Annotated in this window: 4 tRNA genes; all 4 read right to left on the reverse strand. The window is 50.7% G+C overall.

The features are described from left to right. Positions 1–35: 35 nt before the first annotated feature. Positions 36–111, reverse strand: a tRNA-Thr gene (locus H8S02_RS12375). Between the two features lie 34 nt (positions 112–145). Next, positions 146–222 (reverse strand) — tRNA-Asp (locus H8S02_RS12380). Positions 223–244: 22 nt separating this feature from the next. After that, positions 245–321 (reverse strand) — tRNA-Ile (locus tag H8S02_RS12385). 70 nt (positions 322–391) lie between these two features. Continuing rightward, a tRNA-Asn gene (locus H8S02_RS12390) sits at positions 392–467 on the reverse strand. Positions 468–503 lie beyond the last annotated feature (36 nt).

Consider the following 503-nt stretch of genomic DNA (forward strand, 5'->3'; position numbering starts at 1 on the left):
AAACAAAAAAGCATCATCCGAAGATGATGCTTTGATGGAGCTGATAACCAGATTCGAACTGGTGACCTCATCCTTACCAAGGATGCACTCTACCGACTGAGCTATATCAGCAAAAGGAAAACGACGGCTTCGCAGTCGTCGTTTCTGGCGACCCGGATGGGACTTGAACCCACGGCCTCTAGCGTGACAGGCTAGCGCTCTAACCAACTGAGCTACCGGGCCGAATACGTTTTTCTTTTTAATTTGGTGGGCCTTCGGGGACTTGAACCCGGGACCGACCGGTTATGAGCCGGTTGCTCTAACCAACTGAGCTAAAGGCCCATAAAAGGCTTATGATACAAGTTTTGCCGCCACCGGATTAACTTTCAGCAGCGGCAAACCCTGTTTCTTCTGGCTCCTCAAGTTGGACTCGAACCAACGACCCTGCGGTTAACAGCCGCATGCTCTACCAACTGAGCTATTGAGGAATGTCAAGAGGACCAGTTATCGTGGTCCTCTGATGT

Source organism: Agathobaculum hominis (assembly GCF_014288055.1).
GTDB classification, from domain to species: domain Bacteria; phylum Bacillota; class Clostridia; order Oscillospirales; family Butyricicoccaceae; genus Agathobaculum; species Agathobaculum hominis.